This is a genomic window from Caloranaerobacter azorensis DSM 13643 (assembly GCF_900129995.1).
Lineage (GTDB): Bacteria > Bacillota > Clostridia > Tissierellales > Thermohalobacteraceae > Caloranaerobacter > Caloranaerobacter azorensis.
In genome coordinates this window covers 1-17,769 of record NZ_FQXO01000028.1, presented here as the reverse complement: position 1 = coordinate 17,769, position 17,769 = coordinate 1, and the positions used below count along the sequence as shown (strand labels likewise).

Below are 17,769 nucleotides of genomic sequence, written 5' to 3'. Positions count from 1 at the left end.
TATTAATACACTTATTATATACATTTTTCATATTATTGTCAACAGTTGAAACTTTATCATACCTTGCGTATAAAATAAGTATTTTGATATACTGAGGTATATTATATAAATGGAAAGAGCATCCAATAAAATGGGGTATTGAAGAACTGAAAACGGTATTAAAAAACTTTATACGTTTAGTTCTGGGAATTGGTTTGCTGTAATTATAAAGGATAACAATATAGGAAAGGTAATTGGAGAGCCTACAGGTAATCAACCTTCTAGTTATGGAGATATTTTGAGTTTTGAAACTCCAAATTCAGGCTTTATGTTTTCTGTATCTTATAAAAAAATCATAAGGCCAAATACAGAAAATGATCCTGAAGATTGTTTACATCCTGATATCGAGGTTTATACTACTATACAGGATATTCTAAATGGAAGAGATCCACAAATTGAAAAGCTGATAAAAATTGTAAAAAATAATAAATAATTTTCAATATATAGGAGGTAGGTATTTTGAAGACTTATAGAAAAGAATTATGGTTTAAAACTGAAACTAGAAGAGCTTTTATAAACATCACTCCTCAAATTGAAGAATGTTTAAGAGAGAGTGGTATTAAAGAAGGATTACTTTTGTGCAATGCTATGCATATCACATCAAGTGTCTTTATTAATGATGATGAACCAGGATTACATAGAGACTTTGAACGCTTTTTAGAAAAACTAGCTCCAGAAAAGCCTTATGCTCAATATGATCATAATGGATTCGAAGATAATGCAGATGCACATTTAAAAAGGACAATTATGGGAAGAGAGGTTGTTGTAGCTATAACAGATGGAAAATTAGATTTTGGCCCTTGGGAGCAAATATTTTATGGAGAGTTTGATGGGAAAAGGAGAAAAAGAGTTTTAGTAAAGATTATAGGAGAATAGAAAAAAATTTTATGATACTATGACAAATTGATTGTAGGGAAAAGAGATATAGGAAAAAACAAATATTATGCTATTAATAAGTTTAAGATTTGTAGTATTAGAGAAATGGGTAAGTTGTTATAGGATAACTAAACTTGCATGTAAATTAAAGGAGCGATATGTAGATGGATGAAATTCGAAAATTACTTGATGAGATTATTGATAAAAATAGTTTAATATATGGTGTTTTAAGCAAAGTCAAAGTTAAAGATGAACAGAATTTTTCAAAGGTTACGATAAAGCCGGTATTGATTAAAAATTCTATTAATATACAGTTTACATATCATTATAAAAATAAGGTTATGCATAAAAATATAGATTTGAATGAATCTTCAAATGAGGTAGTGAAATTAATAGACACATATTTTAGGCAGGCTGTTTTATTTACAACAGAAGCCGATTATCAGATTTTAATTAGCAAAAAGGGAAAGGTTAAGATACTTAAGAAAAAACCAACAAAGAGTTTAGTAGATTTAAGTCATAATCGTAAAAAGAACTATTTGATAGAAGAGGGGAAACCATGCCCATTTTTAGTAAGATTAGGAGTAATGAATGAAAAGGGTAAAATATATTCAAAAAAATATGATAAATTTAGGCAAATAAATAGATTTTTAGAAATTGTTTCAGACGTCATATCGAAAGTAGAGATAGGGGAAAGTTTTAATATAGTCGATTTTGGGTGTGGTAAATCTTATTTAACTTTTGCCCTCTACTATTATTTAGTAGATATTCTTGGTTTAGATGTTAATATAGTAGGATTAGATTTAAAGAAAGATGTTATAGATTTTTGCAACAAGGTAGCTGAAGACTTAAATTATGATAAACTTAAATTTATACATGGAGATATAAAGGGATTTGATGGTTTTGAAAAAGTCGATATGGTTGTAACATTGCATGCTTGTGATACTGCTACTGATGATGCGCTTAGTAAGGCTGTAATGTGGAATGCAAAGATAATACTTTCTGTACCATGTTGTCAACATGAACTGTTTTCAAAAATTAAAAATCCTATAATGATCCCTATGCTAAAACATGGGATAATAAAAGAAAGGCTTTCATCTTTGGTTACAGATAGTATAAGGAGTAATGTATTGGAAATAATGGGATATTCGACTCAAATGATAGAGTTTATAGATATGGAACATACTCCTAAAAATATCATGATTCGTGCAATAAAAAAGGATAATTGTAATAAAAAAGCGATTAAAGAGTATATAGAATTTAAAGAATTTTGGAACTTAGAAAATCTTTATATTGAATCAGTTTTTGGTAATAAACTTACTGACTTGTTGAATATTAATGATAATGTAGATTAAAATAGAATTTATTGAGGAAGTTATATTATTAATGAATTGAAAAATAACGCTCATAGACAAATAAAGCTTTGTAATTATTCGCTTATATTTTTTAACTATTTATAATTCTTCAATTCGTAATTTAAGATATTGATAAAAAGTGCCGATAAATAATATATGATGCAGATAAGTAAAAAAGAAAGCAATAATTTATAGAAGCAGGTATTTTTAATCTTCAATCTCCTTGAATCTATAAAATTGTATAGTTATTGTATAGTTTTTGTAGCGAAGAAGTTCAATTACTCCTTGATCCTATTTTAGATTTAGTATAGCATAGATAGATTTGATTTTTCATATTACGAATTGAAGTTATTTAATAGCTTAAATTGACATATATTATTATAAATTATAGAATAGGCTTAAGAACGGCTAGTTTTCAATGTAGTTGGAAGACTAGCCGTGTTCTTAAGCCTTACTTTTAATTAACTTTTGAATTAAAGATTAAGGACGGTGAATGTTTTGAATATTTCTAAATTATTAGAAATTTTTTTTGTTATTTTGTTGGTTATTACTTTTACTATTGCTTGTGATGTTAATAATAATGAAAAAAAAGAGAATATTAATAAGGATATTAATAATTGGCCTGCAGATGGCTTATACTTTATGAAATGGGATTCGTATCATGCATATTTTGAAGAAGAGGAACCATATATACAATTGTCAGCAATTCAAATTCATTCAGCAAAGCAAAAAAACGAGCAATCATATAAAAAATATATCTTACTTTCTAATAAAGGTGAAATTACTGCAACTTTTACGAATTATTTACCAGGCCCAAAAGAGGAAAAGTATTCATTATATACTATTGGATTAAGATTACCAAAGATGAAACCAGGGAAATATATTATTAGCAAGTTAAAAATAATAGACTCTAATAATCAACAAAAAATGTATGATATAGGGAAATGGGTTATTGATATTAAAAAAGGATTTAAGCCTAAAGACTTAGATTTAGGTAAAAAAACTTTTATTAGTGGATATTTTGATTGGTATAGAGTAGAAATATTAAATAACACCCGAGAAAAAATACATATTGAAAATCTTGATTTTCAATTAAATACACCGGTTAAAACGATAATAAAGATAGGTAAAGATTTTAATATGACAGAATATTTAGAAGAAGAGCCTTATATAGATCAGGGAGAAACAAAGGTTTTTCAGTTTGAATTTGTTAGCAAGGTTAATGATAGTAAACCTAAATTTATTTCTTTAAGACCAGTTTTGTATTATAAGATAAATAATCAAAGCAAGTTTATAATACTACCGACTGCTATCTATTCTCCAGTAGTGAATGATAAGACAATATTAGAACTTGTACAGTCTTTAAATCAATGATTGTTTTTTATTTCATATTTGAATTAACTAAATCCCTAAAAACTACCCCTTCTCATTTAAAGTAATAATTTTTTATAATCAATAAAAAATTATTAATCGTTAATGATTTAGGTTGTATTAACAAAACTTTTTTAAAAAACTGCAATCGAATTTTATAAAACTGTCATTTAAATTACTAATTAAAGTAATTCTACTTTGACTATAGTTTTGAATAATAATTTTATTGGTTGTAAACGAGGGAAACGTATGTTATAATTTTTGTAGAATTAAAACTGAATATTTGCACAACTAGGGGAGCCTATAGTGATAGGCTGAGAAAGAGATGTTATCTCTGACCCTTATAACCTGATGTGGGTAATGCCATCGTAGGGAAGTTTGTGTTTGTAATTCATCACAAATTCTCTAGGAATTTGTGATTTTTGTTTTTACAGACATTTGGTTATAAGGGAAGCGGTAGATAGCTTCCCTTTTTCTTTTAGGTTCATCAAAATAGCAGAATGGGAAGGAGGTGAAAATATGATAGTCAATGGAAAAGAGATGAATTTTGAAACGGAAATAACAGTAGATGAACTTCTTAAAAGTCTTGGACTAGATAAAGATAAAGTTGTTGTCGAGGTAAATTTTGGAATAGTCCCCAAAGAAAAGTATACAGATAGAATACTAAATAGAGAAGATAGAGTTGAAATAGTAAGTTTTGTAGGAGGAGGTTAATTTGAAAATATTTTTGAATGAAAGAAAATTTGAGATAGCAGAGGGTACTACGGCTTTTCAAGTTAGAGATATTATTAAAAAAGATGCAGATATAATTGTATTAAACGGATTTATTATAAAAGAAGATATGCCTTTAAAAGAAAATGATAGATTGACATTGATTAAACGTGGAGAAATTCCTGATAAAGACGAGCTTGAAGCTCTTTTAATTGCACGCCATACTCCTGGAGTCCATGAAAAAGTAAAAAAGGCATACATAGGAATTGCAGGACTTGGGGGACTTGGTTCTAATGTGGCTATTTCGTTGGCGAGAATAGGTATAGGTAGGCTTCTTTTAGTAGATTTTGATGTCGTTGAACCTAGTAATTTAAATAGGCAGCAGTATTTTATAAAACATATAGGTATGTATAAAACATGTGCTATGAAGGATATTATTTTTCAAATTAATCCATTTGTAAACGTAGATATAAAAAATGTGTATTTAGATGAAAACAATATTACTGAAATTTTTAAAGAAGTAGATATTATAGTAGAAGCTCTTGATAACCCTTATTCTAAAGCAACATTAGTAAATACAGTACTAAATAAAATACCGGAAAAAGTTGTAGTAGCTGCATCTGGATTAGCTGGCTACTTTTCTAATAATACAATAGCAACCAGAAAAATAAAAGATAATTTTTATCTGGTAGGTGACGGAATAAATGAGGCAAAAGTTGGATGTGGTTTAATGGCACCAAGAGTTGGAATAGCAGCTAATCATCAGGCAAATACAGTTTTAAGAATTATTATGAATGAAAGGGATGTTTAATTATGGATAAGTTAATTATTGGTGGAATCGAGCTAGAAAGTAGATTATTTATAGGAACTGGTAAATTTCCAAGTAAAAAAGTAATTCCAGATGTTATAAAAAGTTCTAAATCACAGGTAATTACTATGGCATTAAGAAGAGTAGATTTAAATTCTAAAGAAGAAAATATTCTCGAGTATATACCTAAAGACTGCATTTTACTTCCAAATACTTCTGGTGCAAGAAATGCAGAAGAAGCGGTAAGAATAGCAAGATTGGCAAAGGCTCTGGGATGTGGAAATTGGATAAAAATAGAAGTAATATCAGATAATAAATATCTTCTACCAGATAATTACGAAACTATAAAGGCTACTGAAATATTAGCAAAAGAAGGATTTATAGTGCTGCCATATATGAGTCCAGATTTAATTGCTGCTAAAAGGCTAGTTGAAGCTGGGGCAGCAGCAGTTATGCCATTAGGAGCACCTATAGGTACAAATAGAGGGCTTAAGACTAAAGAGTTGATACAGATTATGATAGATGAAATAGACTTGCCGGTAATTGTAGATGCTGGTATAGGTAAGCCTTCTGATGCAGCTGAAGCTATGGAAATGGGTGCAGCAGCAGTGTTAGTTAATACAGCTATTGCCACTGCTGGAGATCCTGTTAAAATGGCAGAGGCTTTCAGATTGGCAGTTGAAGCTGGGCGATTGGCTTATACTTCTAAATTAGGCCCTGAAAAAAGGTTTGCTGAAGCTTCTTCACCACTTACAGGATTTTTAAACGAAGGTGAGAAATAATGAGTTTCTATAGAGAATATTTAAAATATAAGGATTTTGAATTTAATAAATTTTTGGAAAATATAACATCAGCGGATATATTTAGGATAATAAATAAAGATAAAATAGATGAATACGACTTTTTGGCTCTTCTGTCAAATGAAGCCGAAAAGCATTTAGAAGAGGTTGCACAAAAAGCACATAAATTAACAATTCAAAATTTCGGTAAAACAATACTTCTTTATACACCATTGTATCTTTCTAATTTTTGCATAAATAGATGTTCATATTGTGGGTTTAATATAGAGAACAAAATTAAAAGAAAAAAATTAACTTTAAAGGAAATAGAAGAAGAAGCTAAAGTGATTTCGTCTACAGGGCTTAGACATATTTTAATATTAACAGGCGAATCGAGAAAAGAAACTCCTGTTTCTTATATAATTGATGCAGTAAAAATTTTGAAGAAATATTTTGATTCTATTTCTATAGAAATATATCCTCTTAAAGAAGATGAATATATAGAAGTTATCAAGGCGGGAGTAGATGGACTTACTATTTATCAAGAAGTATATGATGAAAATATATATGATAAAGTCCATATAGCTGGGCCTAAAAAAAATTATAGATTTAGATTAGATGCTCCTGAAAGGGCATGCAAAGCCAGAATGAGAAGCGTTAACATAGGTGCTCTTTTGGGCTTGAATGACTGGAGAAAAGAAGCCTTTATGACAGGGCTTCATGCAAAATATTTGCAGGATAAATATTCTGACGTAGAAATAAGCGTTTCTTTACCTAGAATAAGGCCTCACATAGGAGTATATGAAGACATATATCCAGTAAGCGATAAGAATTTAGTTCAAATAATGCTATCTTTAAGACTTTTTCTACCCCGTGTAGGCATTACGATTTCTACAAGAGAAAATCAGAAATTAAGGGATAATCTAATTCCATTAGGAGTTACTAAAATGTCAGCAGGAGTATCTACAGAAGTTGGCGGACATTCATCTAAAACGAAAAGTGATAGTCAATTTGAGATATCCGATAAACGAAGCGTTAAAGAAATGAAAGAAGCTATATTATCAAAAGGATATCAGCCAGTATTTAAGGACTGGATGCAGATAGATTATTAATGTTGAGGTGTTCTCTTATGAATATTTACAGAATGATTGATGCAAATATTAATAGAGTTTCTGAAGGGTTGAGAGTTTTAGAAGACATATCTAGGTTTATTTTAGAAGATAGTGATATGTCTAGAAGTCTTAAAGAAATGCGTCATATTGTTAGAAAGAGTTTTTCAGATTCTAAACTGATAACTTTTAGAGATTCCTGTAACGATTTGGGGCTTAGCATATCACAATCCAGCACTATCGATAACAAAGAAGATTTATTAAGTTTAGTAGAAGCGAATTTTAAAAGAGTGCAAGAAGGTTTAAGAAGTATTGAAGAATCTCTTAAAGTATTAGGGCATTACGATAAATCAAAAGTATATGAAAGATTAAGATATGAGTCTTATGATTTGGAGAAGAAATTTGGTTTAAAAAAAGATTTCATTGATACTGATATATACGGAATTACTGCTGAAGAGTTTTCTTTAGGTAGAACTAATATTCAGGTAGTTGAAGAAATGATAAAGGCTGGAATAAAAATTATTCAATATAGAGAAAAAGAGAAAAGTAAACTTGAGAAATATAATGAATGCAAGGCTATTCGAAAACTAACAAAAGATAGTGGAGTAACTTTTATTGTTAATGATGATGTAGATATAGCTATTGCTGTAGAGGCTGATGGGATTCATTTGGGACAAGATGATATGCCTATAGAAGAAGTCAGGAAGATAGCAGGTAATATGATTATAGGCTTGTCAACACATAATATTAAGCAGGCTAAAACAGCGGTTGAAAAAGGTGCAGATTATATAGGAGTAGGGCCTATATTTAACACTACAACTAAAAAGAATGTAGAAAAATCTGAAGGGCTAAAGTATCTCAAATGGGTTTCAGAAAACATTCAAATTCCTTATGTAGCAATAGGAGGGATAAAAGAGTCAAATATTATAGAAGTTAAAAAATACGGTGGAAAATGTTTTGCTATGATATCTGAAATTGTTAGTTCGCCGGATATAGTTAAAAAAGTAGAGAGTATAAGAAAATTACTAAAAACTATATAGTAAAGGAGAATGGGATATGAATTATACAACTCAAATGGATGCCGCTAAAAAAGGCATAATTACAAAAGAGATGGAATTAGTTGCTAAAAAAGAAAAAATAGATGTTGAAGTTTTAAGAGAGAAAATAGCACAGGGTAAGGTTGTAATACCTGCTAACAAAAACCATAGTTCGCTTGATCCAGAAGGAATAGGAGAGGGTTTAAGGACTAAAATAAATGTAAATTTAGGAATTTCAAAAGACTGCTGCAATATTGAAAAGGAGCTTGAGAAAGTAAAAGCAGCTCTCAAAATGAATGTTGAAGCGATTATGGATTTAAGTTCTTATGGAAAAACTGAAGAATTTAGGAAAAAGCTTATTAATATGTCTTCAGCTATGATAGGCACTGTACCTGTATATGATGCAGTTGGTTTTTATGATAAAGAGCTTAAAGATATAACAGCAGAAGAATTTTTAAAGGTTGTAGAAAAACATGCTCAAGATGGTGTAGATTTTATGACAATCCATGCAGGGATAAATAGAGAAACTGCTGAAGTTTTCAAAAGAAACAAAAGGCTTACTAATATAGTATCAAGAGGTGGTTCTTTATTATATGCATGGATGGAATTAAACAATAAGGAAAATCCATTTTATGAATACTTTGATGAAATTTTAGATATATGCGAAAAATACGATGTAACCATAAGTCTTGGTGATGCATGCCGTCCAGGAAGTATAAATGACGCTACAGATGCAAGCCAGATTAAAGAACTTATAGTGCTTGGAGAACTTACAAAAAGGGCATGGGAAAGAAATGTACAGGTAATGATAGAAGGGCCTGGACATATGTCTTTAAATGAGATAGCTGCAAATATGATTCTTGAGAAAAAGCTTTGCCATGGAGCACCTTTTTATGTATTAGGGCCTATAGTAACAGATATTGCACCGGGATATGATCATATTACGAGTGCTATAGGAGGAGCTATAGCGGCTGCGAATGGTGCAGACTTTTTATGTTATGTAACACCTGCTGAACATTTAAGACTTCCTACATTAGAAGATATGAAAGAGGGTATTATTGCTACTAAAATTGCCGCACATGCTGCCGACATAGCAAAAAATATTAAGGGTGCAAGAAAATGGGATTATGAAATGAGTAAAGCGAGACAAAATTTAGATTGGGGAAAAATGTTTGAATTAGCTATTGATCCTGAAAAGGCAAAAAGATATAGAAGAGAATCTATGCCCGAGCATGAAGACAGTTGTACGATGTGTGGGAAAATGTGTTCTATGAGAAATATAAATAAAGTAATGCAGGGTAAAAATATAAATATTTTAAGAGAGGACGACTAAAATGCTTTACCTTATTACTAATAGGAAAATTATTAAAAAAGACAGTTTTATTAAAGTAATAGAAGATGCGGTAAAAGGTGGAGTAGATGTCGTTATATTAAGGGAGAAAGATTTATCTTATAATGAACTTCTGCCTACTGCAGTTAAACTAAAAAATATTCTTGACGGCTATAATATACCATTAATAGTCAACGGAAATTTAGATGTTGCAAAAAATATAAAAGCGTCAGGGTTTCATACAAGTTTTGATAGATTTATAAAAGAAAAAATCGAATTTAAAGGACTTTTAGGTGTATCTGTACACAGTTTAGAAGAAGCTATGATTTCTGAAGAGTACGAAGCAAATTACATCTTGGCTAGTCATATATTTGAAACGGAATGTAAAAAAGGGTTGAAACCAAAAGGCATAAAAATGATTGAAGAGATAAAGAGGAATGTGAAAATTCCTGTGATAGCATTAGGTGGTATAAATCATGAAAATATAGATAAAGTTTTATCTGCAGGAGCCGATGGGATTGCAGTTATGTCATATATAATGGCTTCGGAAGAACCGTTTTTGTCTGCTAAAAAACTAAAAATGAAAATTAACGAATTTTTATCTAAAAAATAAGAAATGAAAATCATTTTAAAATTTTCAAACAAATCAAACGATTTTTATAACATTTTTAAAAATAACTTATAAAATATTAAAAAAATACTTTATATTATTGAAAAACAACAGATGTTGTGGCATAATTAACGGGATAGCAAAATAAACATGATAGGAGGATGTATTAATGGACGCAGTAATTAGTTACATTAAAGATGTTAAGGACTCATCAAAAAATGCTAAACTATTTATATTAACAAACGTTTTATTTGCTATCTTGATGGGTGCCACTTGGACTGGATTGGGGATAATAATCGAAAAAACTTTTAATCCCAAAGTATTGGGGACTGCATTTGCGATGCATACATTGGGTATGGCAGTATCGGCTGTTCCTGTAGGTAGAGGAGCTAATAAGTTTGGATATAAGCCTGTATTGATGGCAGGTACAATCGTAGGAGCGATATGTCTCATTTTAAATGGTTTTATTCCAAATGTTTTACTGCTTTATGTTATCAATTTTATATTTGGATTGTCTCAAGGTGTTTACGAGGTACTTCCTGCACCATGTATAAATGCTAATACAAATGAAAAAGAAAGATCATCAGTAATGGCAGTTATGTTTGGACTATACTGGCTAGCGGTTGTAATAATAACTAAAACTTCAGGGAACTTTATTTCAATTTTTCAATCAAAGCTGGGAGTAAGCGAATTAGTTGCATATAAATATTATACTTTTATTTCTGCTGGAATTGGATTGTTAGGGATTTTTCCTATTATGGCGATGGACGAAGTTGATAAAAAAGAAAGATTAGATGTTGAAAAGAAAAAATCGACTCTAGTTCAGGATTTAAAAGTAGTTGCTAACAAGGAAGTAATGTTGTATTTAGTATATATGGGTTTTATAGGACTTGGAGCGGGATTGTTTTGTCCGTTCTTTGCTAATTTCTTTAAGAATGGACTAAATTTAGAGCCTACTGTTGTTGGTAATATACTTTCAGTTCAATATTTTGCAATGGTTATTGGAATGTTTGTCTGTCCATTATTAGTTAAGAGGATAGGTTCTGTTGTAACATTAGGAGCGGCGTCTTTAGCATCAGTACCTTTTATGTTGATAATCGTTAATTCAGATCAATTTGGTTCAGCTATGGTACCAGTATTAACGGCTGCTTTCTTCATGAGATCGGGACTTATGAATTTAGCTATGCCAGTTATGTATAGTTTGCCATTAGAATTTGTTGAAAAAGAGAAAAGAGCTCCTCTTGCAGGAATAATTTCGTTATTTAGTTCAGGAACTCGTGCATTATCTTCATTTATTGCAGGGCGTATAATGATTATACCGGCTTTTAATGTTGGGAAATACTTATTAGATGGATATAGAATTCCTTATTATATCGCGGGGATTTTATATGCGATAGCTACAATAATACTACTAAAAACTTATGTTAAAAAATATAACAGAGTTAATGAAGATAAAAATCGAGAAAGTCAAATAGCAGCTTAATAAAATGAGGCATGAGTTTAATATAAGCTCGTGCCTATTTTTTATTTTCTTTAGAATCCATAACTTTTCCCGTTACTATCTCATTTTTTGTTCTTATATAAAAAAATTTATAGTACTAAAATTACTATATTCCATAAAATGTATTATGAAATATTTAATAAAATTGAAAAGGAGAGGGAAAATGGATTCTACAATTAACAATACTAAAATAGATATAAATATTATAAAACATCAAATGCCAGAGATTACGATTGTTTTTCCACCGTTATTAGATTGGTATTTACTATATCAAAGGCCGCAACAGCTTGCTACCGCGTTTTCTAAAATATATAATGTAAGATGTATCTATATATCAAATGAAATGTATAAAAAATTAAACAGGCCTATTTTGAAAGTAAATGATAATTTGTTTGTAGTTAGAATTAATACAGATTATAGTCAGCTGGTAAAAGGCAAGAAAATACTATGGTTTTCTTATCCTAAACATTATAAATATATTACAGAGGGTTTTGATTTTGTCGTATTCGATGGCGTTGATGTGCCTGCAGATGAGTTTTTATTTTGGACTGTGGATTTGAAAAGAGCTATTGATTGTGCAAACATAATAGCTTGTACTTCTGAATTATTATATAAACTTTATAGAAAATATAATAAACCTATCTTTATGTGTGCTAATGCAGCAGATTATGAGCATTTTAAAATTGCTCAAGAGAAACTACCTAAACCAAGCGATTTTCCGACAATAAAATCAAATGAAAAAGTAATAGGTTATTATGGGGCTTTAGCATCATGGTTAGATTATAAACTTATAAGTAAAATATCAGATAGATATAAAGTTATTCTTATAGGGAGAAACAAATATTATAAGAAAGTAATAGAACATCCAAATTTAATAATTTTAGAACATAAGGACTATTTACAGCTTCCATATTATTTATCACATTTCGATTTAGCAATGATACCATTTAAATTAACAAGAATGATTAATGGATGCGATCCTATAAAGTATTATGAATTTATTTCTGCCGGGAAGCCTGTTGTATCTACTGAAATTTATGAGATAAAGAGGAAATATAGTGAAATAACATATTTTATGAATTATAATAATTGTTATCAAATAATAGAAAGGGCTATAAAAGAGGATTGTTTATCAAAAAAATTAGAAAGAATAGATATAGCAAAAGAAAACACTTGGGATATAAGAGCAAAGAAATCATATGACGAAATTATTAAGTATTTATTTTTAGATTAAGAGGAATAAGAATGATTTTGTTGAATTAATAATAATCATTATACAGATTAGGAGGGGATAATATGCAAAATGTTTATGCTGAAATAAAAAAAGATAAACAGATTTGGAAATTTTGTTTTTATGGTTTTTTAAAGAACTTGAAATTTTTTGAACCGTATTTATATATATACTTATTAGCTAATGGATTGAGTTTATTTAAAGTAGGTGTTTTGTTTGCTATAAGAGAAATAGTAACATATATCTTTGAAGTTCCTTCGGGTATTTTTGCAGATAGTTATGGTAAAAAAACAGAGTTGCTTATTTGTTTTACATTTTATATAATATCTTTTATATTCTTCTTTTTGAGCACTAATTATATGGTAATAGTTATAGCCATGATATTTTTTGGATTAGGTGAAGCATTTAGATCTGGTACACATAAAGCCATGATATATTCATATTTAGAACAAAAAGGATGGTTTTCTTATAAGGGTTTTGTATATGGAAGGACTCGTTCATTTTCACTTTTAGGTTCATCAATTTCGGCATTTTTATCTATAATTTTTGTTTTAAAATTACCTGCAATGCGATGGATTTTTCTTATTTGTATTTTACCTTATATTTTGGACTTTTTATTAATTTTAAGTTATCCTAATAGTTTAAATGAAAAGAACGAAAGCGATTTGAGTATTAAGAAATTTTTTGTTAATAGTTTTATAAAACTTAAAAGCATTTTCAGCAATGAGGTTTTGATGAAGGTTTTAATTAGTTCATCACTATATGATGGGATTTTTAAAACTATAAAGGACTATATACAGCCAATTTTACAGACTACCATATTACTGATGGGGGCTTCATATATTGTAAATTTAGATTCTGATAGCCAAATAAAAGTGATTTTGGGTATTACGTATGGAATATTCTATATATTTAGTTCTATGGCTTCCAGGAATATATATAAGTTAAATAAATATTTGCCTTCAAGTAGACTTATGCAGATTTCATTCGATATTATGGGAATATTGTCTGTAGTTTTATATTTTGCGATTAAATTTAAATTGATATATTTAGTGGTAGGGCTATATTTTGTTTTATATGTATTAAAAGATGGGAGAAGGCCGTTGGTTGTTGACGTATGTGGAGACTATATGAATAAGAATGAGAGAGCGACTGTTATGTCTATAGATAGTCAATTAAAATCGCTTTTTGTTGTTATTTTAGCACCATTATTTGGATTTATAGCAGATAAATTTTCAATTCAAGTTTTATTCCTTATAATAGGTATAAGTATGCTAATAATTAATAGACTGTTGAATCTTGCTAATGACTCTGAATATATATCGACTAAATTTTAAGTGTAAATAGAACGAAGAGAAATAGTAAAAATTTAATAGAAAAAACAATTTGAAATTATTTTGCATAAAAATAAAATAATTACACATATTAACGATTGTATTTAAATTTGCTTTGTAAAAAGTATAGTAAATTAAATAATCTTAATACTTTTGTATTTTCAGAAAAATAAAAATATTTGAAAAATGTCGATATTTGTCGTATAATATAACTAACAGATAAACTAACTTGGAGGGAGGAATTCTATGGCAAACAACAGAGAAAATTGGGGATCGAAGATAGGACTAATATTAGCAATGGCTGGTAATGCTATCGGATTAGGAAATTTCTGGAGATTCCCATATCAAGCTGCTAAAAATGGTGGTGGAGCATTTTTAATTCCTTATTTTATAGCACTTGTAATGATTGGTATTCCGGTAATGCTAGTCGAATGGAATCTTGGGCGCTATGGCGGAAAATATGGACATGGAACATTGGGGCCTATGGTGTATTTACAAGCTAGAGAAGGAATAAGTCCGAAAAATGCAGCAATAATAGGTGCTTTATCAGGGGCATTGGCTTTTGCTGTTACACTATTAGTTAATTCGTATTATAATCAAATAATTGGTTGGACTTTAGGTTATAGTTATCTTTCAGTAACCGGCGGTTATATGGATACTGCGAAGTCAACTGGTGATATTTTTGTAAACTATATTCAGAGTCCGCAAATATTTATATTCTGGCTTTTAGCCCTATTAGGTCTTGCATTAGCAGTTACAAGGGGAGTTCAAAAAGGTATTGAAAGCTGGGCAAAATTGATGATGCCTGTATTATATATATTCGGAATTATATTAGCTATAAGGGCTTTAACTTTAGGAAGTCCTATTAATCCTGATTGGTCTTCATTAAAAGGTTTAAATTATATTTGGAATCCTGATTTTACAAAACTTAATTGGAAAGCTTCGTTGGCTGCTGCAGGACAGATATTTTTTACATTATCAATTGGTATGGGGATTATAGCGAATTATGCTTCATATTTAAAACCAGATGACGATGTTGTAGTTTCATCATTAGCGACTATTTCATTAAATGAGTTTGCGGAAATAATTTTAGGTGGTACTGCTGTTATACCTATAGCATATGCATTTTTAGGACCTGAAGGAGTAAATAAAGGTGTAGGGCTATCATTTATTGCATTACCAAACGTATTTAGATCGATGGCTGGAGGACAAATATTTGGGGCATTATGGTTTTTACTATTATTTTTTGCCGGATTTACTTCTGCAATAGCTATGTTCAATTATTTGACTGCATTAGTTGAAGAAGATTTGAAAATTAAGAGATCTAAGGCTGCATGGATTATTTTCTTTGGATATATAATTGTTGGTTTACCAGTAGGACTTGAGCCAATTTTAACTAAAACTGCTGACCTTGTGTATTTAACAGAGGTAGATAATTGGGTTGGTTCATATTTATTATTAGTTCTAGGTTTAATTGAAGTAATAGTAGCTGGTTGGTTAATGAGGGAAAGAGCTTTAGAAGAATTAAATAGAGGTGCTATATGGAAAGTTCCAACATGGTTTTTTAATTTATTTGTTAAAATAATAGCTCCTGTTGCGGTTGCTACACTTCTATTTTTCTCAACAAAAACTTATATCGAAGATGGCTATTTTGATATGATACCTTCTTTTGTTGTAGATAAACCTCAGTTAATACCATGGGTAGTAGGTGGTAGAATAGTTGTAATTGTCGTATTGATAGCTGGGTTCATACAATCATATATTTCAATCAAGAATAATTACGGTAATGAGCTAAAAGAAGGTAAGATATTGATCCGTTCATAAGGAGGAATGTTAATATGACTGGTGCTGCTTTAGGTTTTATGATTACTGTTTGGGCTATTATATTTGTTTCAATGTTTATAACGATAAGACCATTATTGAATGCTGAAAAGGAATAAAATCCCCATCATTTTGATGGGGATTTTATTCCTAAATGCAATATAATAGATGGGGTGGTTCAATGAATATAACAAAAGTAACAGAAGTTTTAGAGCAACTAATTAAAAAAATAGAAAAGACAAGTTTAATAAGCGAGAAGAAAAGAAAAAGATATCTTCGAGAGATAAATAGTTTAATTAATGAATACAAAAATATTGAAATACCCGACAATTTAGAAAATGTTTATACTTCATTGGTGAGAAAAGGTAAAGAGTTATTAAAAGGATTTAGAGCAGATGCAAATTCTAAAGAACTGAATGATAAGTTAAGTTATTATATAAGGTATTTAAAAGCAGCTAAAGCAGATTTTACTGGGAATACTAATTATATAAACAAGTATTTTAGAGTGTATTTATTTACATCCATTTTATTTTTAGCATTATCGCCGCAATATTTTGGATTTGTTTTACCGGCAGTATTTTTTATACCTATTTTTTTAGGAGTTAGAGGGATAAAAAATAGATCATTAACTGGATTTAATTTAAGTTTAACAGTAATACCTGTGTCTATAATGACATCTTTTATATGGATAAGATACGGACTTTTCGTAATATCAAATTATAGAGAAGCGATAAATCAAACTTTAAACTATACTGGGCTGTCTCCAACACTTGCAACTTTACTAACTATTATACCGCCTATTTTAGCGGTTATACTATTAATTTTAATAATTGTTCAATCGTATAGGGCGATAAAATGTAAAGACTTATTTGTATAGAAAATTGAAACAATTATGAAAAAACTTAATTTTAGAACTTCGGATGCAGCTATTGAAACATATAGCACAATATCGTAATATATTAATACATTAATATATTAATATTGCGATATATTGATTAATATTGCATCCGGAGGTGTTGACATGAAGGGTAAGTCTCATATGAATTGGTCGTGGATTATTATGATTACATTTTTAGTATTATCAATTTTAGATGTAAGATTTGGAATTTTCGGTTTTGCTTGTATGGGAGCACCGCTTTATCATGCGATTAGAGGGAGAGGTAAGATACATTGTCAAAAATATTGCCCTAGAGGTTCACTGTTGGGCAAATTTTTAGAGAATATAAGTTTAAAGAATAATCTTCCAAAAGGGATGACTACTAGGACTTTTAAAAATATATTATTATTTTTCATGATAACAGTATTTAGTTTCTCTTTATATCATGCTGGATTTAATTTTAAGAGAGTAGCATTTAGTGTATTTAGATTTATGAGTATTTCTTTAATTTTAGGGATTATAATGGGAGTAATCTATAGACCTAGAAGTTGGTGTGTTGTATGTCCAATGGGACATGCTACTGGGATGATAAGAGATGCACAAAATAAAAACAGAGAGTGCTAATAAGCACTCTATTTTTTTTTTTTTTTTTTTTTTTTAAAAGGATATTTCTAATTAAAGTATAATTATATTATGTGAGAAGAAAATATAATGAGGAGATAATTAACAGTTACAAAATATTTATAAAAACCTTAAAACAATTATAAATTCAAAAAGTAGTTAAAAAAATTATAGAGGGAGTTAAAAAAAATGAGTAAATCTATAGTTGAAAATAAAAACATAAGAACATACAAAATGAGAATAAAAGACAAAAAATTCAAATCAAAGGTTATAGATTATATTTACAAGTATAGACATTTTGAAAACATGTATATAATACTCCTTAATCAAGACTATAAACAAAACATTGGAGATTTTAG

17 protein-coding genes and 1 riboswitch are annotated in these 17,769 nt (G+C 29.4%); all 17 genes read left to right on the top strand.

Annotated features, from left to right (window positions below; translation table 11 throughout):
- Window positions 1-157 precede the first annotated feature (157 nt).
- The 17 genes from BUB51_RS12715 (at window position 158) to BUB51_RS06090 (ending at window position 17,413) form a co-directional block, all read left to right on the top strand.
- Window positions 158-472, top strand: coding sequence for a S41 family peptidase (locus tag BUB51_RS12715; RefSeq protein ID WP_083599527.1), 315 nt, complete (start codon window positions 158-160; stop codon window positions 470-472).
- 26 nt (window positions 473-498) lie between these two features.
- Window positions 499-915, top strand: a complete 417-nt coding sequence (locus BUB51_RS06165) for a secondary thiamine-phosphate synthase enzyme YjbQ (RefSeq protein WP_073196310.1) — start codon at window positions 499-501, stop codon at window positions 913-915.
- Between the two features lie 164 nt (window positions 916-1,079).
- Window positions 1,080-2,270, top strand: a complete 1,191-nt coding sequence (locus tag BUB51_RS06160) for a class I SAM-dependent methyltransferase (protein WP_073196308.1) — start codon at window positions 1,080-1,082, stop codon at window positions 2,268-2,270.
- 498 nt (window positions 2,271-2,768) lie between these two features.
- Window positions 2,769-3,644, top strand: a complete 876-nt coding sequence (locus BUB51_RS06155; RefSeq protein ID WP_073196306.1) for a hypothetical protein — start codon at window positions 2,769-2,771, stop codon at window positions 3,642-3,644.
- A gap of 280 nt (window positions 3,645-3,924) precedes the next feature.
- A riboswitch (TPP riboswitch) is annotated at window positions 3,925-4,033 on the top strand.
- A 127-nt stretch (window positions 4,034-4,160) separates the two neighbouring features.
- Window positions 4,161-4,355 (top strand): sulfur carrier protein ThiS, encoded by a 195-nt coding sequence (gene thiS / locus BUB51_RS06150; RefSeq protein WP_073196304.1) that lies wholly within the window; start codon window positions 4,161-4,163, stop codon window positions 4,353-4,355.
- A gap of 1 nt (window position 4,356) precedes the next feature.
- Window positions 4,357-5,163 carry a sulfur carrier protein ThiS adenylyltransferase ThiF gene (thiF, locus tag BUB51_RS06145; RefSeq protein WP_073196303.1) on the top strand — a complete coding sequence of 269 codons (807 nt, stop codon included), beginning with the start codon at window positions 4,357-4,359 and terminating at the stop codon, window positions 5,161-5,163.
- 2 nt (window positions 5,164-5,165) lie between these two features.
- A complete protein-coding gene (locus BUB51_RS06140) occupies window positions 5,166-5,942 on the top strand; it encodes a thiazole synthase (RefSeq protein ID WP_073196301.1) in 777 nt (258 codons plus the stop codon).
- Window positions 5,942-7,051: a 2-iminoacetate synthase ThiH gene (gene thiH, locus BUB51_RS06135; RefSeq protein WP_073196300.1), complete on the top strand. Its 1,110-nt coding sequence runs from the start codon at window positions 5,942-5,944 to the stop codon at window positions 7,049-7,051. Before BUB51_RS06140 ends, thiH begins: the two co-directional genes overlap by 1 nt.
- Before the next feature lie 17 nt (window positions 7,052-7,068).
- Complete coding sequence (gene thiE, locus BUB51_RS13580; protein WP_278294225.1) at window positions 7,069-8,088, top strand: thiamine phosphate synthase; 1,020 nt, start codon at window positions 7,069-7,071, stop codon at window positions 8,086-8,088.
- Between the two features lie 16 nt (window positions 8,089-8,104).
- A complete protein-coding gene (gene thiC, locus BUB51_RS06125; RefSeq protein ID WP_073196298.1) occupies window positions 8,105-9,418 on the top strand; it encodes a phosphomethylpyrimidine synthase ThiC in 1,314 nt (437 codons plus the stop codon).
- A 1-nt stretch (window position 9,419) separates the two neighbouring features.
- A complete protein-coding gene (locus tag BUB51_RS06120; RefSeq protein WP_073196296.1) occupies window positions 9,420-10,028 on the top strand; it encodes a thiamine phosphate synthase in 609 nt (202 codons plus the stop codon).
- Between the two features lie 166 nt (window positions 10,029-10,194).
- Entirely contained in the window at window positions 10,195-11,508 is a 1,314-nt protein-coding gene (locus tag BUB51_RS06115) for an MFS transporter (RefSeq protein WP_073196295.1), read from the top strand.
- A 181-nt stretch (window positions 11,509-11,689) separates the two neighbouring features.
- On the top strand, window positions 11,690-12,760 hold the full coding sequence (locus BUB51_RS06110) for a glycosyltransferase family protein (RefSeq protein ID WP_073196293.1): 1,071 nt from the start codon (window positions 11,690-11,692) through the stop codon (window positions 12,758-12,760).
- Window positions 12,761-12,822: 62 nt separating this feature from the next.
- Entirely contained in the window at window positions 12,823-14,094 is a 1,272-nt protein-coding gene (locus tag BUB51_RS06105; protein WP_073196291.1) for an MFS transporter, read from the top strand.
- A 243-nt stretch (window positions 14,095-14,337) separates the two neighbouring features.
- The gene (locus tag BUB51_RS06100; RefSeq protein WP_073196289.1) at window positions 14,338-15,915 is read left to right on the top strand and encodes a sodium:neurotransmitter symporter family protein; all 1,578 of its coding nucleotides are present in this window, start codon (window positions 14,338-14,340) and stop codon (window positions 15,913-15,915) included.
- A gap of 178 nt (window positions 15,916-16,093) precedes the next feature.
- On the top strand, window positions 16,094-16,789 hold the full coding sequence (locus BUB51_RS06095) for a hypothetical protein (protein ID WP_073196287.1): 696 nt from the start codon (window positions 16,094-16,096) through the stop codon (window positions 16,787-16,789).
- A 144-nt stretch (window positions 16,790-16,933) separates the two neighbouring features.
- Entirely contained in the window at window positions 16,934-17,413 is a 480-nt protein-coding gene (locus BUB51_RS06090) for a 4Fe-4S binding protein (RefSeq protein ID WP_073196285.1), read from the top strand.
- The last annotated feature ends 356 nt before the right edge of the window (window positions 17,414-17,769 follow it).

Coding starts and splice junctions, on each gene's coding strand:
- BUB51_RS06160 (WP_073196308.1), top strand. CDS start 1,080: ATGGATGAAATTCGAAAATTACTTGATGAGATTATTGATAAAAATAGT.
- thiS (WP_073196304.1), top strand. CDS start 4,161: ATGATAGTCAATGGAAAAGAGATGAATTTTGAAACGGAAATAACAGTA.
- BUB51_RS06140 (WP_073196301.1), top strand. CDS start 5,166: ATGGATAAGTTAATTATTGGTGGAATCGAGCTAGAAAGTAGATTATTT.
- thiH (WP_073196300.1), top strand. CDS start 5,942: ATGAGTTTCTATAGAGAATATTTAAAATATAAGGATTTTGAATTTAAT.
- thiE (WP_278294225.1), top strand. CDS start 7,069: ATGAATATTTACAGAATGATTGATGCAAATATTAATAGAGTTTCTGAA.
- thiC (WP_073196298.1), top strand. CDS start 8,105: ATGAATTATACAACTCAAATGGATGCCGCTAAAAAAGGCATAATTACA.
- BUB51_RS06120 (WP_073196296.1), top strand. CDS start 9,420: ATGCTTTACCTTATTACTAATAGGAAAATTATTAAAAAAGACAGTTTT.
- BUB51_RS06115 (WP_073196295.1), top strand. CDS start 10,195: ATGGACGCAGTAATTAGTTACATTAAAGATGTTAAGGACTCATCAAAA.
- BUB51_RS06110 (WP_073196293.1), top strand. CDS start 11,690: ATGGATTCTACAATTAACAATACTAAAATAGATATAAATATTATAAAA.
- BUB51_RS06105 (WP_073196291.1), top strand. CDS start 12,823: ATGCAAAATGTTTATGCTGAAATAAAAAAAGATAAACAGATTTGGAAA.
- BUB51_RS06100 (WP_073196289.1), top strand. CDS start 14,338: ATGGCAAACAACAGAGAAAATTGGGGATCGAAGATAGGACTAATATTA.
- BUB51_RS06095 (WP_073196287.1), top strand. CDS start 16,094: ATGAATATAACAAAAGTAACAGAAGTTTTAGAGCAACTAATTAAAAAA.
- BUB51_RS06090 (WP_073196285.1), top strand. CDS start 16,934: ATGAAGGGTAAGTCTCATATGAATTGGTCGTGGATTATTATGATTACA.